The 15,513-nt window shown below is 63.8% G+C and carries 17 protein-coding genes; 6 read left to right on the forward strand and 11 right to left on the reverse strand.

Annotated elements, in window-relative coordinates; all coding sequences use genetic code 11:
* Position 1: 1 nt before the first annotated feature.
* The 3 genes from lpdA to Q2941_RS13545 all read left to right on the forward strand — a co-directional run bounded on the left by lpdA (position 2) and on the right by Q2941_RS13545 (position 3,047).
* Positions 2-1,399 (forward strand): dihydrolipoyl dehydrogenase, encoded by a 1,398-nt coding sequence (lpdA, locus tag Q2941_RS13535; protein ID WP_458192779.1) that lies wholly within the window; start codon positions 2-4, stop codon positions 1,397-1,399.
* A 319-nt stretch (positions 1,400-1,718) separates the two neighbouring features.
* A complete protein-coding gene (locus Q2941_RS13540; RefSeq protein ID WP_371933056.1) occupies positions 1,719-2,576 on the forward strand; it encodes a DUF72 domain-containing protein in 858 nt (285 codons plus the stop codon).
* A 9-nt stretch (positions 2,577-2,585) separates the two neighbouring features.
* Entirely contained in the window at positions 2,586-3,047 is a 462-nt protein-coding gene (locus tag Q2941_RS13545) for a DUF488 domain-containing protein (RefSeq protein ID WP_027525302.1), read from the forward strand.
* A 137-nt stretch (positions 3,048-3,184) separates the two neighbouring features.
* Here Q2941_RS13545 and Q2941_RS13550 read toward each other — a convergent pair whose 3' ends face one another.
* The 9 genes from Q2941_RS13550 to Q2941_RS13590 all read right to left on the reverse strand — a co-directional run bounded on the left by Q2941_RS13550 (position 3,185) and on the right by Q2941_RS13590 (position 12,289).
* Positions 3,185-4,099, reverse strand: coding sequence for a PhzF family phenazine biosynthesis protein (locus Q2941_RS13550; RefSeq protein ID WP_027525303.1), 915 nt, complete (start codon positions 4,097-4,099; stop codon positions 3,185-3,187).
* 174 nt (positions 4,100-4,273) lie between these two features.
* Complete coding sequence (locus Q2941_RS13555; RefSeq protein ID WP_254111736.1) at positions 4,274-5,173, reverse strand: amidohydrolase family protein; 900 nt, start codon at positions 5,171-5,173, stop codon at positions 4,274-4,276.
* A gap of 23 nt (positions 5,174-5,196) precedes the next feature.
* The gene (locus Q2941_RS13560; protein WP_027525305.1) at positions 5,197-6,444 is read right to left on the reverse strand and encodes an MFS transporter; all 1,248 of its coding nucleotides are present in this window, start codon (positions 6,442-6,444) and stop codon (positions 5,197-5,199) included.
* 49 nt (positions 6,445-6,493) lie between these two features.
* Positions 6,494-7,225 carry a GntR family transcriptional regulator gene (locus tag Q2941_RS13565; RefSeq protein WP_458192780.1) on the reverse strand — a complete coding sequence of 244 codons (732 nt, stop codon included), beginning with the start codon at positions 7,223-7,225 and terminating at the stop codon, positions 6,494-6,496.
* A gap of 133 nt (positions 7,226-7,358) precedes the next feature.
* Positions 7,359-8,666 (reverse strand): adenylate/guanylate cyclase domain-containing protein, encoded by a 1,308-nt coding sequence (locus Q2941_RS13570; protein ID WP_458192781.1) that lies wholly within the window; start codon positions 8,664-8,666, stop codon positions 7,359-7,361.
* 32 nt (positions 8,667-8,698) lie between these two features.
* On the reverse strand, positions 8,699-9,862 hold the full coding sequence (locus Q2941_RS13575; RefSeq protein ID WP_458192782.1) for an ABC transporter permease: 1,164 nt from the start codon (positions 9,860-9,862) through the stop codon (positions 8,699-8,701).
* Positions 9,859-10,797, reverse strand: a complete 939-nt coding sequence (locus tag Q2941_RS13580; RefSeq protein ID WP_458192783.1) for an ABC transporter ATP-binding protein — start codon at positions 10,795-10,797, stop codon at positions 9,859-9,861. The genes Q2941_RS13575 and Q2941_RS13580 overlap by 4 nt, the downstream gene beginning before the upstream one ends.
* On the reverse strand, positions 10,794-11,597 hold the full coding sequence (locus tag Q2941_RS13585) for an HlyD family secretion protein (RefSeq protein WP_027525310.1): 804 nt from the start codon (positions 11,595-11,597) through the stop codon (positions 10,794-10,796). The genes Q2941_RS13580 and Q2941_RS13585 overlap by 4 nt, the downstream gene beginning before the upstream one ends.
* Positions 11,594-12,289 (reverse strand): TetR/AcrR family transcriptional regulator, encoded by a 696-nt coding sequence (locus tag Q2941_RS13590; protein ID WP_458192784.1) that lies wholly within the window; start codon positions 12,287-12,289, stop codon positions 11,594-11,596. Before Q2941_RS13590 ends, Q2941_RS13585 begins: the two co-directional genes overlap by 4 nt.
* Positions 12,290-12,399: 110 nt before the next feature.
* Here Q2941_RS13590 and Q2941_RS13595 point away from each other — a divergent pair, with 110 nt between their 5' ends.
* From Q2941_RS13595 to Q2941_RS13605, 3 genes are read left to right on the forward strand one after another with little or no spacing between them, the layout of a single operon-like run.
* Complete coding sequence (locus Q2941_RS13595) at positions 12,400-12,735, forward strand: ArsR/SmtB family transcription factor (protein WP_027525312.1); 336 nt, start codon at positions 12,400-12,402, stop codon at positions 12,733-12,735.
* Positions 12,732-13,193 carry an SRPBCC family protein gene (locus tag Q2941_RS13600; RefSeq protein ID WP_254111731.1) on the forward strand — a complete coding sequence of 154 codons (462 nt, stop codon included), beginning with the start codon at positions 12,732-12,734 and terminating at the stop codon, positions 13,191-13,193. The genes Q2941_RS13595 and Q2941_RS13600 overlap by 4 nt, the downstream gene beginning before the upstream one ends.
* A gap of 15 nt (positions 13,194-13,208) precedes the next feature.
* Positions 13,209-13,622 (forward strand): GFA family protein, encoded by a 414-nt coding sequence (locus Q2941_RS13605; RefSeq protein WP_027525314.1) that lies wholly within the window; start codon positions 13,209-13,211, stop codon positions 13,620-13,622.
* A 10-nt stretch (positions 13,623-13,632) separates the two neighbouring features.
* Here the strand turns inward: Q2941_RS13605 and adhP are convergent, their stop codons facing one another.
* Together adhP and Q2941_RS13615 are read right to left on the reverse strand one after the other, a co-directional pair.
* The gene (gene adhP / locus Q2941_RS13610; protein WP_458192785.1) at positions 13,633-14,658 is read right to left on the reverse strand and encodes an alcohol dehydrogenase AdhP; all 1,026 of its coding nucleotides are present in this window, start codon (positions 14,656-14,658) and stop codon (positions 13,633-13,635) included.
* A gap of 166 nt (positions 14,659-14,824) precedes the next feature.
* Positions 14,825-15,235 carry a DUF2000 family protein gene (locus Q2941_RS13615; protein WP_254111729.1) on the reverse strand — a complete coding sequence of 137 codons (411 nt, stop codon included), beginning with the start codon at positions 15,233-15,235 and terminating at the stop codon, positions 14,825-14,827.
* Positions 15,236-15,513: the final 278 nt, after the last annotated feature.

A 15,513-nucleotide genomic window follows, 5' to 3' on the forward strand; every position in this document is an offset into this window, starting at 1 on the left:
GATGAACGAGATCACCTGCAAGCTCCTTGTCATCGGCGCGGGCCCCGGCGGCTACACCTGCGCGATCCGTGCCGGCCAGCTCGGCATCGACACGATCATTGTCGAAGCTGAAAAGCCGGGTGGCACCTGTCTTAACGTCGGCTGCATTCCCTCGAAGGCGTTAATCCACGCGGCCGCCGAGTATGAAACCGTTGCGCAGGCCGCGGATAGAAACAGCGTACTCGGCATTTCCACGGCGAAGCCGTCGCTCGACTTCGCCAAGACCATCGCCTGGAAGGACAATATCGTCCGGCGCCTGAACGGGGGCGTGGCCGGTCTCTTGAGGCGAGCAGGCGTCAGGCTCGTGGCCGGATATGCCCGTTTCCGGGACGGCAAGACCGTCGAAGTCGAAACCCAATCTGGTCCGCAAATGATCCGTGCCGAAACGGTGGTGATCGCGACAGGTTCCGAACCGGTCGCGCTGCCGTTTCTTCCCTTCGGCGGCCGCGTGATCTCGTCGACCGAGGCGTTGGCGCTCACCGAAATCCCAAAGAAGCTCGTTGTCGTTGGCGGCGGCTATATCGGCCTTGAGCTCGGCACGGCATTCGCCAAGCTGGGTGCGGCCGTTACCGTGGTCGAGGCCGCACCGCGTATTCTGCCCCAATATGACGGCGACTTGAGCGATCCGGTCGCCAGGCGCTTACGAGCGCTCGGCGTCTCGGTTCTGACAGGCGCGAAGGCAAAAGTACTCGTCGCCGATGGCACGGCGCTTGAAATCGAAACGGCCGGCGGCGAGCGGAAAACGCTTGATGCCGACAAGATTCTTGTCACGGTCGGCCGCAGGCCCGCGACCTCCGGCTTTGGCCTTGAACTTCTTGATCTCGACATGGATGCCCCCTTCATCCGGATCGACGACAAATGCCGCACCTCGATGCGCGGCATCTCGGCAATCGGCGACGTCACGGGAGACCCAATGCTCGCGCATCGTGCGATGGCGCAAGGTGAGATGGTGGCTGAGATCGTCGCCGGCCACCGCCGCGCCTGGGACCGGATTTCGATTCCGGCGATCTGCTTCACCGACCCCGAGATCGTCACCGTCGGCCTGTCACCAAGCGAGGCGGGCCAGACCGGTTTCGACATCAAGACCGACCTGTTTCCGTTCAAGGCCAATGGCCGTGCCCTGACCCTGGATCGTGAGGATGGCTTCATCCGGACCGTGGCACGCGCCGACAACCATGTCCTGCTCGGCATCCAGGGCGTCGGTGCGGGCATTGCCGAGCTTTCAGCAGCCTTCAGCCTTGCGCTGGAGATGGGCGCGCGCCTCGAGGATATCGCGGGGACGATCCATGCGCACCCGACCCAAAGCGAGGGCTTCCACGAGGCCGCGCTGAAATCGCTGGGGCACGCAATTCATATTTAACGTACGGGCGAGGCCTCCGTGTGTGCAGCGCGCATCATGGCCCATGTAGCGATCGGCCATAGCCGTCCGCAACATGGAGACGAAGCGGTCTCGCCGAGGTCGTCTCATGTGAACGAGCCTGAGAGCCAAAGCGCTGCGGCTCATCAAAAATTGCTGATTATCCAGCAGCTTAGCTCGATGTAAAACTATATGCAGAAGAAAGGAGTTTATGTCACTGTCAAAACTATTCAAAACTATATTGTCTCTCGATAATCGCAGATCCCGATGACGAGCTTAGACGGGGCGCCGCAACTGGCCAATCAGATCTGGTTTGATTAGGATGAAGGCCATCCCCTCATTCGCGCGAGATCCTCCGGTGGCCAAAGCAAAAACCGCGTCGCAAAAATCGGGCAACATCTTCATCGGCATCGGCGGCTGGACTTTCGAGCCCTGGCGCGGCGTATTCTATCCGGAGAAGCTCACGCAGGCGAAGGAGCTGTCCTATGCCGCATCGAAGCTGACCTCGATCGAGATCAACGGCACCTATTACGGCTCGCAGAAGCCGGAGAGCTTTCGCAAATGGGCCTCCGAAGTGCCCGACGGCTTCGTCTTCTCGGTCAAGGGACCGCGCTTTGCCACCAACCGGAGGGTGCTGGCGGAGGCCGGCGACTCCATCAAACGCTTCTACGATTCCGGCGTGCTGGAGCTGCGCGACCGCCTTGGCCCCGTGCTGTGGCAGTTCGCGCCGACCAAGAAGTTCGACGGCGCCGATTTCGGCAAGTTCCTGGAGCTGTTGCCGCGCAAGCTCGATGGCCGCGCGCTGCGCCATGTGGTCGAAGTCCGGCACGACAGCTTCTGCACGCCCGACTTCGTCGCGCTGCTGCGCGAGTTTGAGACGCCCGTGGTATTCGCCGAGCACGGCAAATATCCGGCGATTGCGGACGTCGTCAGCGATTTCGTCTATGCGCGGCTTCAGAAGGGCAATGACGAGCTGAAGACCTGCTATCCGCCCAGGGATCTCGATGCCTGGGGCAAGCGGTTTCAGGCCTGGGCCTCGGGTAGTGAACCGGATGACCTGCCGAAAGTTGACAAGGCAAAGCCCAAGAAGGAGCCGCGCGACGTATTCGCCTATGTCATCCACGAGGGCAAGGTGCGCGCGCCGGCCGGCGCCATGGAACTGATCGCGCGGGTCGCCTGAGGTTTTGGCATGGCCAAAGCGAAAAAGCTCTTCACCATCGGCTATGAGCAGACACCGCCCAAGGCGGTGCTGGACGAGCTCGAGCATGCCGGCGTCAAGCTGCTGGTCGACGTGCGCGCGGTGACGTCGTCGCGCCGGCCGGGCTTTTCCAAGAAGCAGCTCGCGGCGGGGCTCGACGAGCGCGGCATCGCCTATGTCCACCTCGCGGCCCTCGGCACGCCCAAAGAGGGGCGGCTCGCCGCGCGCAGCGGCGAGTATGCAGTGCTCGAGAAGATCTACTCAAAGCACCTGAAGACGCCGCAGGCCAAGGAAGAGCTCGACGAATTGTCTGCGCTGGTGAAGAAAGCGGGTCCAGTCTGCCTGCTCTGCTACGAGCGCGACCACACTCACTGCCATCGCCAGATGATCGCCGAGATCATCGAGGAGCGCGACGGGGTGAAGGTGGAGAATTTGGTGGGACGGCAGATTTGACCGCCATTCCACTCTGGCTGTCATTCCGGGGCGCGACGAAGTCGCGAGCCCGGAATCCATTCATCCGCGAACTCTGCGGCCCGATGGATTCCAGGCTCAGCGCTTCGCGCTGCCCCGGAATGACGAGTTGAGAGAGCTTAGCCCTCCGCCGCCAAGCGGAACGTTCCTTCCATCATCTGCACGCACTGGCCGCCGACGTGAGAGGACAGCAGCGCGCCGTTCTGTTTCACCACGCGCGTCAGCAGGATGCTCGGCCTGCCCATGTCAAAGCCCTGGCCGATCGTGAGCTTCAGCTCACCGTCGCGCTGGGGATCGAGATCGGCAAACAAGGCGGCCGCGGCGACCGTGGCACTGCCGGTTGCGGGGTCCTCGATCAGGCCGCTGGCGCCGGGGAAGAACATCCGCGCTTGGAGATCACAAGGTTTCTCCGCCGCTGGCACGTCGCGCGTGTAGAAATAAACCGCGAAGGCGCCGTCGCGCGGCAACACCCGGCCAAACGCGGCAGCGTCGGGCTTCGCCCGTCGTACTGCATCGCGCGAGCGCACTTCCGCCACCACGAACGGCGTTCCGACGCCGACGACCTGCGGCGCATGGCGATCGATCTTAATGTCATTCGCAGTCAATGAGATGCAGGCCGCGACGTCCTCGGCCGAAAGCTGCGCGAAGCGCGACAGCGGCTGCGGCGCGGTGAGCTCGGTGCTAACCACGCGGCCCTGCTCCCTAAAAATGTCGACCGCCACGAGCCCTGCCTTCTCTTCGAATAGCAGGCGCGACTTCGGCTCCTTCGCGAGGCTGGCTAGCACGAAGGAAGTGCCGACATTGGGATGACCGGCGAAGGGAATTTCCCTCACCGGCGTGAAGATGCGCACCTCCGCATCATTGGCCTTGTCGCGCGGCGGCAGCACGAAGGTGGTCTCGGAATAGTTGAACTCGGTCGCGATCGCCTGCATCTGCTGCGTCGACAGCCCGCCGGCATCGAGCACGACGGCAAGCTGGTTGCCGCCGAAGGCGCGGTTGGTGAACACGTCGACGGTGATGTAGCGGCGTTGCATCTTTCTTCCCTCACGCAAAGTGCAGCCTCAACCGGCTGCATCGGCCTGCATGTTACAGGCCGACGCCAGCAGCCGTCATGCCCCAAAACTCGGAGCACTCGGTGCAATCGCGCGAGATTCTTGTTTGAGCATGATCTCTTCGGAAAACCGCTTCACACTTTTCCGGATCATGCTCTAGAAGCGGAAGAGTGGTCGCGGCGAGGCAAGCACCTGCGCGCGCTCGTCCTTATCCGTGACGAGCTCGTCGAGGAAGCGGCGGTTCTTCTCATAGACCTGCGTCGCCTCGAACTGTGTGTGCGGCCAGTCGCTGCCCCACAACAGACGGTCGAGACCGTAAGCTGTGCGCAGCGGCGGGTACGCTTCCTTCGCAAAACTCTCGCCGGCCGCACCGTTGCGGTACGGCGCGGAGATCTTGACCCAGACGTTTCTGGTCGCACCCAGCTTCAGCACCGACTGGAAGCCGGGATCGGCGACGCCGAGTTTTGGATCGGGCAGCGTGAAGTGATCGAGCACGACGGTGATGCCGCGATCGAGAAGCTGCGGCGCGAGCGCTGCGAGATCGGAAGCGTTGCGCTGGATCTCGACCTGCCAGCCCAGCGATTTGACCGATGCGAGCAGCGCCTTCCATTCTGGCGCAGCGAGATCCGGCAAGGGCTGGCCGACGAGGTTGAGACGGATGCCGACGACGCCGGCGCGGTCGAGCGTGGCAAGCTCCTCGGCAGGAACCGCGGGATCGACGACGGCGATGCCACGCAGCCGGCCGCCGGTCGCCTTCAGGCATTCGACGAGATAGGAATTGTCAGTGCCGAGAAAGCTTGGTTGCACCAGCACGCCGTTGGTCATGCCGTTGCGATCGAGCTGTTGCAGATAGAGATCGAGCGGCGCGTCATAGTCCGGCGCGTAACGCCGGCCTGGCGCGAGCTTGAGGCCACGGTGAAAGACGTGGGCGTGGGTATCGATCGTAGGCATGGTCACCTCACCTACCGCCCTGCCCGCAGCGGCGGTCACCGCCACAAGGGCAGCAGCGCCCACGCCGAATTGACGGCGCGTAAGGCCGCGTTCGCTTGTCATCATGTTCGTTACTCCACATTCGCAGGTCAGGCGCGCGTGCCGGCTACGGCCTGCTCAAAAACCTTGCCGCGGGTTTCTGGCAGCAGCAGCACCGCGATCAACACCAGCGAATAGGCAAAGGCCGCATCGATGCCGATCGCCGGCCCGAGGCCGATGTGGTCACTGAGATACCCGACGAGGAACGGGAACGCGGCGGAAACGACGCGGCCGAAATTGTAGCAGAAGCCGACGCCGGTGCCGCGCACGCCCGCGGGATAGAGCTCGCTGAACAGCGCGGCCATGCTCGCCGGAATGCCCGCGGAGAAGAAGCCGAGGGGAAAGCCCAGCACCAGCATCTGCGAATTGGAGAGCGGCGCAAAGATGTAGATCAGCACGGTGACGATGCAGGCGGTGGCGAAGAATGCAACATTCGCGCGCCGCCCGATGCGGTCGCTGATGATGCCGCTCATCACGCAGCCGCAGAAGAAAGCGATGATGATGACGGCAAGATAGCCGCTCGAACCCAGCACCGACAAATGCCGCACCTCGCGAAGATAGGTCGGCAGGAACGTCGTCAGCGCGGCGTAGCCGCCATGCGCGCCGGTGCCGAAGAGGCCGCCGATCAGCGTCGCGCGCAGCACGTCGCGATGGAAGATGCCGGCGAGCGTGGCGAAGAACGGCGGCTGGGCTGCACTCGGTGCCGCGCGCTGCGGCTCCTTCAGGCCGCGGCGGATGAAGATGATCAGGAGCGCGGGTAACAGTCCGATCGCGAACAGGATCCGCCAGGCGATATCCGCCGGCGCATAGGTGAAGACCAGCGCCGACAGCAGCACGGCTGCGCCCCAGCCCACCGCCCAGGCGCTCTGCACCGAGCCGAGCGCCTTGCCGCGGTGCTCGGGGCGGATGATCTCGGCCATCAGCACCGCGCCGCAGGCCCATTCGGCTCCGAAGCCGAGGCCCTGAATGGCCTTGAGCACCAGGAGCTGGGTAAAGCTCATCGCGAAAGCGCAGGCGAAGGTCGCAAGCGCGAAGGTCGCGACCGTGATCTGGAGCGCCTTCACGCGCCCGAAGCGGTCGCCGAGCGCGCCGCCGATCCAGCCGCCGAACGCACCGAAGAACAGCGTGATCGAGCCGAGCAGGCCGGCGTCGGCCTTGCTGATTCCGAAGGCTGCGATCAGCGCAGGGATCGCAAGGCCGAACATCTGGACGTCGAGCGCATCGAGCGCCCAGCCGCCGAAGCTTGCCCAGAAGGTGCGCCGCTCCAGCGGCGAGCTTTCGCTGTACCAGTTTGCCATCGTCTCTCCCCTGAATTCTTTGATTGCTTGATGTATGTGACGCCCGCGCTCACCGGATCTCGGCGTGGTAGCGGAAGCGATTGGCCGGCCCACGCGAGCGGCGCCATTCGATCGGACGCCGTTCGAGATCGAGCGCGAGACGCTCGATGACGATCAGCGGCGCGTGGGCCTCGAGCCGCAGCAGGCGAGCCTGCATCTCGCTCGCGGTCTCGACGGTGAGGATTTCCTCCGCCGACACCACCACCTCGCCGCAGCACTCCTCATAGAGCGGATAAAGCAGGTCGCCGAACTCGGACGGATCAATGTCGAGGATCGCCGCGAAGCGCGATCGTTGCAGCCAGATTTCTTCGGCGAGCAGCGGCACGTCGTCGATCAGACGCAGGCGCGACAGGCTGATCACGGGCTCGCCGACGGGGATGCGCAGCGCGGATGCAACGGCGGAGGTCGCCGGCACGCATTTCCGCCTGAGGATGCGGCTCTGCGGCACGCGGCGCTCGCCACTCTCGGACTGGAAGCGGAAGAAGCGGAACAGCGAGGAGTTGAAGCGCGCGCGGCGAACGAAAGTGCCGCGGCCCTGCTGGCGCTCCAGCACGGTGTCGCTGACCAGCTGATCGATCGCCTTGCGCACCGTGCCGATCGCGACGCTGTAGTGCGCGGCGAGCTCGGCTTCGGACGGGATCGGCTCGCCCGGCCGCCATTCATTGCGATTGATCCGCGCGGCGAGATCGTCGCGCAGGCGCTGATAGCGAGGCAGGCGGTCGTCGAGCGGGGTTGAATTCATATAGTCATATAGATGACTAGATGAAATGAGAGTCAAGCGCTACTATAGTACCTCCGCTCAAACCAAACACTCCGTCATTCCGGGGCGGCTCGAAGAGCCGAACCCGGAATGACGGCTTCATCAGCGGAGCGCCCTACCCCAGTTGAAACACCGCCATCCGCCGCTCATAGCCGCGCACCTCGACCTCGCCGAGCGCAACCGCGTCCTCACCATCGTCACCCAAGGCTTCGCGCACAGACTCCGAAATCAGGAGCTGCGATCCAAAATCCTTGTTCAGCGCCTCGAGCCGGGAAGCAAAATTCACGGTGTCGCCGATCACCGTGTACTCCTTGCGCCGGGGCGAGCCGATATTGCCGGCGACCACCTCGCCGAAATGGATGCCGATGCCGATCCGCAGCGGCCAGCTCGATTGTGCGTTGATGCGGTCCATCGCGGCGAGCATCTCGCGGCCGGCGGCCACCGCCCGGTGCGCAGCGTCGGCCGCCGCCAGCGGCGCGCCGAACAGTGCGAGAAAGCCGTCACCCAGAAACTTGTTCACGATGCCGCCATGGCGGTCGAGGATGTCGACCAGCACGGCGAAGGCGCCGTCGAGCCGGTCGACCACATCCTGCGGCGAGCGCGACCGGGCGCCCGCGGTGAAGCCGCGGAAGTCGACGAACATCACCGCGACGCGCCTGATATCGCCGCCGGCGCTGGTGCCCTCCGCCATCAGCCGCTCGACGACCTGCGGCGAGACATGCTGGCCGAACAGGTTCGTCACCCTATCGCGCGCGGTGGCGGCGGCGATGCTCGCGGCAAATTGCCGGCGGAGCTGCGCCCCGACCGAGCCTGCCAGCACGCCGCAGATCAGGATGATGGCGCTGCGCACTGCGTGGAAGTAGGCCTGAGGCTCGCCGGCGCCGCTGACGGGATCAAAATAGAGCGCGACGGCGAGGAGCTGGGCTGCTGCCACGAAACCGGTGAAGGCCGACAACCAGAAATCCAGGCGCAGCGTCGAGAGAATGATGAAGATGAAATAGACGAGAGGCACGGCAAAGCCGAGTGCCGGGATCGCCCCCATGCTGCGGATTTCCAGGACCAGGATGACCGTCGGCAGCGACGTCTCGATCAGCGTCCCGATGTACCGCCTGACCACCGGCACGTCCCGATCGAGCCTGAGATGTCGCCTGATCTGGGACTGAACCCAGACCTCGAACAGAACGAACCCGATCAGCAGGCCGTAGACCTCGATCAGCCCTAACGTCCCGTGCCAGACCCGGTCCACGACGCTGGGGGCGATCAGGTACATCGCGGTGATGAACAGGATCATGACGCATCCCGTCACGATCAGCGCCTTGACGCGCAACAGCTCGGTCCGCAGCACCTCGCGCGCCAGCTCGTGCTCGAAATCCGCCGATATCGCGGCTTTCTGCCCGGCTGCGCTGCTTGCAAAACTGACCATCTCGCCCCCTCGTCGCTGCGGGGCATTTTGCCTCAATCGAGCGTGCGGCGGAAGCGCGTCACGGCGATGACCATGGCAACCAGCATGAGGGCCGCCAGCGCCAATGTATCATATTGCAGGTTCTGCACGGTTGCGCCCTTGAGCATAATGGCGCGGACGATGCGCACATAATGCGTCAGTGGCAGGCCCTCGCCGAGATATTGTGCCCAGACCGGCATGCCCGCGAACGGGAACATGAAGCCGGACAGCAAAATGCTCGGCAGGAAGAACATCAGCGACATCTGCATTGCTTGCAGTTGATTCTGCGCGATGGTGGAGAAAGTGTAGCCGATCGCGAGATTGGTGGTGATGAACAGTGTCGAGAGCAGCGCCAACAGGGTGAGGCTGCCGAGCACGGGCACGCCGAACAGCAACACGCCGATCGAAAGAATCAGGAAGGCCTGGATGAAGCCGACCAGCACGTAGGGGACGATCTTGCCGAACATCACCTCGACCGGCTTGATCGGCATCGACAACAGGCTCTCCATGGTGCCGCGCTCGATTTCGCGCGTCACCGACAGCGCAGTGAAGATCAGCATGGTCATGGTCAGGATGGTGCCGACCAGCCCCGGCACGATGTTGAGCCGCGAGGACGCGGCCGGATTGTAGCGGGCGTGCGCGCGGATCTCGAACGGCATTTCCGGGGGATCGCCGATATAGAGATCGTGCTGGAGCGCTGTCTGCACGACCATGCCGAGCGAGCCGAGCGCGGCGCTTGCCGCGACCGGATCGGTCGCGTCGGCTGCGACCAGCAGCGCCGGCTTGTCGCCACGCCGCACTGCCCGCTCAAAACCGCGGGGGATCTCGACGCCGAACAGCACCTTGCCGGACTTCAGGAGATTGTCGAACTCGTCGACGTCGTGCACCTCGCGGGTGAAACGGAAATAGGCGGTGTTCTCCAGCGCCTTCAGCACCGAGCGGGCAAGATCGCTGTCCTCCTGGAGCAGGACGGCGCTCGGCAGATTGTGCGGCGTTGTGTTGATGGCGAAGCCGAACAACAGGAGCTGCATCACCGGGATCATCACGATCATGGCGAAGGAGACGCGGTCGCGCCGGAGCTGGATGAACTCCTTCACGACCATCGCATAGGAGCGTCGCCAGAAGCCGAAGCGCTCGCGGATGTCGTGACCGTGATCTGATATGTCTGTAGCGCTCATTGGAAATTGTCCTTCGAGCGGTTCATGAGTTCGATGAAGACGTCTTCGAGCGAGGGATGCGACTTCTGCCAGTGCAGGCCGCCCTTGTCGCGCCAAGGCGCGATGCTGGTCTCGAGCGCGGTGACATCGCGGCCCGAGACATGCAGCGAGGTGCCGAACGGCGCGACCATGTCGACGCCGGGCTTGCCGGTGAGCTCGGCGACGAGGCCGTTCAAATCATCGCCGGTGACGGTGTAGGTGGTGAGCGCCGATTTCGCGATCACCTCGTCCACGGTACCGTGCGTCAGGAGATGCCCATAGGCGATATACGCGATCTCGTGGCAGCGCTCGGCCTCGTCCATGTAGTGGGTGGAAACCAGAACGGTGAGACCTTCGGCGGCTAGCGCATGAATCTCGTTCCAGAAGTCGCGCCGCGCCTTCGGATCGACGCCGGCAGTCGGCTCGTCCAGCAGCAGGAGCTGCGGATTGGGCAGCGTGCACGCCCCTAACGCCAGCCGCTGCTTCCAGCCACCGGAGAGCTCGCCCGCAAGCTGCTCCTCGCGTCCGGAGAGACCGAGCCGCTTGATCATCTCGGCTGCCGCGCCGCGCGCATCGCGCATGCCGTAGAGCCGCGCGACGAACTCCAGATTCTCGCGCACCGAAAGATCCTGATACAGGCTGAAGCGCTGGGTCATGTAGCCGACCTGGCGCTTGATGCGCTCGGCGTCGCGCCTGATGTCGTAGCCCAGGCAAGTGCCCTCGCCGCTGTCGGGCGTCAAGAGCCCGCAGAGCATGCGGATGGTCGTGGTCTTGCCGGAGCCGTTGGGACCGAGAAAGCCGTAGATCGAGCCGCGCTTCACCTGCATCGACAGGTCATGCACGACCTCGCGGCCGCCAAAGGACTTTGTCAGCCCTTTGACGTCGATCGCGATACCGTTGCCGGCTGTCCCGTTCATCGCTTGTCCGCCACCGGAGTCTTGATTTCAGAAGTCTTGGGATTGAGATAGACGTCGATCGGCTGGCCCACCCGCAGCGCATCGGGCCGCGAGGGCCGCGCCTGGATCAGATAGACGAGCTTGTTGCGCTCATCGAGGCTGTAGATCACCGGCGGTGTGTATTCGGCCGTGGTCGCGATGAAATAGATCTTCGCGGTAAGGTCGGCCGCGCAATTGTCGCAGACGACCCGCACCTGATCGCCGATCGCAAGCTTTGGCAGTTCGGTCTCCGGCACGAAGAAGCGCAGCTTCATGTTGCCGGGCGGCATGATCGAGAGCACCGGCCGCTGCGCCGCCACCATCTCGCCCTCGCGGAAATAGATCTGCTGGATCGTGCCGGCGACCGGGGCAAAACCTTTCCGCCGCGCAAGCCGCGTCTCCGAGGTTGCCACGCGCGCCTGGGCGACCCGCAGGTCCGAGACGGCAGAATCGAGCGTCGCCTGCGTCCCGGAGCCGGTCTTTCTAAGTGACTCCGCACGATCATGGGTCTGCTGCGCGTTCGCCAGCGTCGCCTTGGTTTGATTGAGGTCGGCAAGCTGGAGATCGTCGTCGACCGAGTAAAGGGCATCGCCGACCTTCACCTCGTCGCCCTCGCGGACGTTGAGCTTGGTGACGCGGCCGGCCTCATCGGGGCTGACGAAGATCATGTCGGCCTCGACCCAACCCTGGAAGCCGGGATCGCGGTTGTCCTTGCAGGCGGCCAGCCCAATGGTGAGAGCAACGGCCAGTGCCGCGCGGAAAATGACTTGCGACGACCTCATGTCGTCCTCCGTTCGCCAAAAATCAAATCAAGATGGACACGCAGCATCTCCTGCGCGTCGAGCGGGAAGTGCCGCGCAAACAGGCTCTGCCAGATCACCGCGATCAGGGCGGGCGCGACCAGGATCTGCGGAAAACGCGCCAGGTTCTTTTGCTGAATCTCGCCGCGGGCGATGCCGAGCTCGATCAGCGCGCGCATGCCGGCCATCCCGCGAGAGACGACCTCGCGGTAGTAGAAGTCGGCCACGGCCGGAAAACGCGGCCCCTCCGCCACGATCAGGCGCACGAGATCGCCACGCCTGGTGTTCGCAATCTCCTTCAGGAAATTGGACGCAAAGGCCTCGACGAGGTCGCGCACCGAGCCGGTCGGCGGCGGCAGTGTGGTGAGCCGCTCGACCACCGGCACGATCACGATGCGCACCAGTTCCTCGAACATGGATTCCTTGTCCTTGAAGTGCAGATAGATCGTGCCCTTGGCCACACCTGCGCGCTTGGCGATGTCGTCGAGCCGCGTCGCCGCAAAGCCGCGCGCGATGAACTCTTCCAGAGCCGCCTCCACGATCGCCGCACGCCGCTCCGCCGCGCGCGCGGCGCGACTTGATCCGGGAGCGGCAGCTTCTTCGCTGGCTTCGAGCGCACGGCCTTTGGCGCGGACTGCGGATGGCATGGCGGGTTTGCTTGGCTTCTTTGTCATATGCAATATATGACTGACCGGTCAGTCAAAGTCAAGCGATCAATCCGCGCTTGAGATATCGAAACAAATTAGCGTTGACTAATGCATTAGCCATTGCTAATTGAATGACTATGCTCGAAGCCGTCTCAAACCCCGTCACCACCGTCATGCGCGCTCTCGCTGATCCGACTCGCCGCGCCGTGTTCGAGCGCGTCTTCGAGAACAAGGAGATCAGCGTCGCGGAGCTGACGCGCGGCAGCGGCGTTACCCAGGGCGCGATCTCGCAGCACCTGAAGTCGCTGAAGCAGGCCGGCCTCGTCGCCGAGCGCGCGGAGGGCCGCAACGTCTATTACCGCGCCGCGCCGCAGGGGCTCGAGCCTCTGGTCGAATGGATGGATCATTACGGCGTCTTCTGGCGCGAGCGCTTTCAGAATCTGCGTGACCTCTTGAAGGAGATCGATCCGTGAGTGCTGTCGCTTCCAACGTTCAAACCCAGGACATCGTCATCGACGAGGTCTTCCCTCACGCGACCGCGACGGTCTGGAAGGCGCTGACCAGCGCTCAGTTGATCGCGCGCTGGCTGATGCCGCCGACCGGCTTCGAAGCGATCGAAGGCAAGACCTTCACATTCCAGACTAACCCGGGCGGCGCCTGGGATGGCGTGATCCATTGCCGGGTTCTGGAGGTCGTGCCGAACCGGCGTCTCGTCTACGCCTGGAAGGGCGGCAACGAACGCAACACCGGCTACGGTGCGCCGCTCGATACCGTCGTCACCTGGTCCCTCACCCCCATCGAAGCAGGCACACGGATCCGCCTGGTCCATGCGGGCTTCGTCATGCCCAGGAACGACTCCGCCTACAACGTCATGAGCGGTGGCTGGAAGAAGGTTGTCCGCCAGCTCGGCGAGATCAGCGGCGAAGAGTGAGCAGGAGATATCGCGATGACCAAGCCCTATACCGGCGGCTGCGCCTGCGGCGCGATCCGCTATTCGATTGCCGGCGAGCCCCTCTTCGCCAACCACTGCCAGTGCCGGGACTGTCAACGTGAAAGCGGCACCGGCCACGGCTCATACCTCACCTTCGCGCGCGCCGGCGTCACGGTGACGGGCGGGGCCAAGCAATGGGACATGGTCGGCGACAGCGGCAACGTGAAGACGCGCGCCTTCTGCTCCGTCTGCGGCTTGCCGGTCTACATGACCTTCGCCGCAATGCCCGAAATTTTCACCATCCGCGCCACGAGCCTCGACGAGCCTGCCCGCTACAAGCCGCAGGTGGTCACTTACGCAGCGCGCGGACATGACTGGGATCGCCTCGACCCCAACTTGCCGAAGTTCGAAACCATGCCGCCGGCGTGAGACGCCGGCGCTAGCCAAAATCGAGCACCATGCGGCCGTCGATCTTGCCGGCCTTCATCCTGTCGAACACCGTGTTGATCTCAGCGAGCGGCACCTTGGTGACCTCGGCGTGGACCTTCCCGTCGGTCGCGAAGGCGATGGCCTCGTCGAGATCCCTGCGGGTGCCGACGATCGAGCCGCGCACCGTGATGCGCTTGAGCACGACGTCGAAGATCGGGGTCGGGAATTCGCCGGGCGGCAGACCGACGAGGCTGACGGTGCCCTTCCGGCGCACCATCTTCAGCGCCTGCGCGAAGGCGGCCGTCGAGACGGCCGTCACCAGCACGCCATGCGCCCCTCCTCCGGTCGCGGCCAGCACCTTGTCGACGGCATCCGCATTCAGCGCGTTGACTGCGAGATCGGCGCCGGTCGTGCGCGCCAGCGCGAGCTTGTCCTCGGCGATGTCGATGGCGGCAACCTTGAGCCCCATCGCCTTGGCGTATTGGATCGCGACATGGCCGAGACCGCCGACGCCCGAGATCACCACCCACTCGCCGGGCCGCGCCTCCGTCTCCTTCAGTCCCTTGTAGGTGGTCACGCCGGCGCAAAGGATCGGCGCCACGCCGGCAAAATCGATATTGGCCGGCAGCTTCGCCGCGAACGCGGCAGAGGCGACGACGTATTCGGCAAAGCCGCCATTCACGCTGTAGCCGGTATTGTGCTGGTGCTCGCACAGCGTTTCCCAGCCGGTCTCGCAATATTCGCAAGCCATGCACGAATCGTGCAGCCATGCGACGCCGACGGCATCACCGACCCTGAGATTGGTGACGCCGGTTCCCAGCGCGGCAACGGTGCCAGCGACCTCGTGGCCGGGGATGAAGGGCGGAACCGGCTTCACCGGCCAGTCTCCGGACGCGGCGTGCAGATCGGTGTGGCAGACCCCACAAGCCTTCACCTTGACCAGGACCTCGCCCGGACCCGGCTGCGGCACCGGCACATCCTTGATCTCGAGCGGCTTGCCAAAGCTGGTGACTACAGCGGCTTTCATGGTCGGCATCGGTCTGCTCCTTTGCATTTGCGCAAAGTCCTTTGCATTTGCGCAAAGGCAGACTAGCGACCGCGCGCGGCACGCCCTTGATTGGCGTCAAACAGCACAATCTTTGCGCATGGCGAACCACCGGTATCACAACGTGGTGACAACGACTTCGCGCGAGCTCGCAGCGTCAGCTGTGGAACTTCAATCCATCGACAATTTTATCGATCACCTTGCGTTCGGCGCGCATCGCGATGCCGACAAGATTGAGATCGGCGCGCCCAACCGCCTTCACCGCCGCGCGATTGGCAGCATCATGCGTGGTCCCGAACATATCCTCGGTATAGAGCGCGGGCGTGACGTTGCGCGACAGCGCGCGATCGAGCGCGCGGGACAATGCAGCACCGTCGGCGCCGTAGATCAGGATCGGCTGGCCGATCAGCGGGAGATATTTCGTCGCGGACGCATCCTCGTAGGGATCGCCGATACATTCGGGAAAGGCTGCGGCAATGCCGCTGGTCAGGAAGGATGCGACGTTGAGCTTCTGCCAGGCCTGAAGATCAGTGCGGATGACGACGGCGATCTTGGTATCGAACTGCATGATTTCTCCCACGCATTCCGCATATTGCAAAATACGGTTCCTCACGCGAACATTGGTCGAGTGCGAATGTAACGCGGATTGACCTATCGATCACAATTCGAAAGTTTCGACCTGGATGCAACCGGGGACCGCTTCCCCGCCCGAATCGAGTCGGGTATATACGTCACTGCACTGTCATCAAACTGTCACATCATTCCTATGTCCGAAACTGGCACCATTAAGCCGGCCTTCGAATCCGCGCGTAATGTGCCTCGGCCCAATGGCCGTGTTGTCCATCA

It is taken from the genome of Bradyrhizobium sp. UFLA05-153 (assembly GCF_054185185.1).